The organism is Arthrobacter sp. H14, assembly GCF_000520495.1.
GTDB lineage: Bacteria > Actinomycetota > Actinomycetes > Actinomycetales > Micrococcaceae > Arthrobacter_C.
The window spans coordinates 20,875-21,719 of the sequence record NZ_KI914635.1; the positions used below are offsets into that span (position 1 = coordinate 20,875).

1 protein-coding gene is annotated in these 845 nt (G+C 64.0%); it reads left to right on the plus strand.

What is annotated here, in order from left to right:
• The coding region (locus tag Y707_RS23600) for a lysine N(6)-hydroxylase/L-ornithine N(5)-oxygenase family protein (protein WP_035780393.1) at positions 1–845 on the plus strand (845 nt) is incomplete at both ends.

Here is an 845-nt window from a genome sequence, read left to right on the forward strand (position 1 = left end):
GCCGGCTCGTGCTCGGCACCGGCACCCAGCCGCATCTGCCGTCGTCGTGCAATTCAATCCTCAATGCCGGCGGTCTGGTTCTGCACACTGCGGACTACCTTGCCCGCAAGGAGGAGTTGCAGCGCCAGTCCAGCATCACCGTTGTCGGCAGCGGCCAAAGCGCCGCCGAGTTGTACCGGGATCTGCTGCAGGACATAGATGTGCACGGGTACGAGCTGAACTGGGTCACCCGCTCCGGACGGTTCTTCCCGCTTGAGTACACGAAACTCACGCTCGAGATGACCTCGCCGGAATATGTCGACTACTTCCACGCCCTGCCCGCCGACGTCCGCGGAGCTGTTAACGAGTCGCAGAAGAACCTCTACAAGGGGATCGACGAGGACCTGATCAGCGAGATTTACGACCTGCTCTACATCAAGAGCCTGGATGCTCCCCCGCGGACCCGGTTGCTGACCCACTCCTCGCTGGAATCCGCCCGGTACGATCCGCTCACGGGCACTCACACACTGAACCTGCGGCACGGCGAACAGGACCGCGGCTTCACCCTGGAGACCGGCGCCGTCGTCCTCGCCACCGGTTACACCTACCGCGAGCCGCCGTTCCTGGCCGGAATTGCGGACCGGATCCTGCGCGACGACGACGGCAGGTTCGACGTCGGCCGCGACTACAGTATCGGCGTCGAACCCGGGGAATTGTACGTACAGAACGCCGAACTGCACACGCACGGCTTCGCGACCCCCGACCTCGGCATGGCCGCCTACCGGAACGCGTGCATCATCCGCGAGATGCTCGGCTGGGAGTACTACCCGGTCGAGCGCTCGATTGCGTTTCAGCAATTCGGCGCT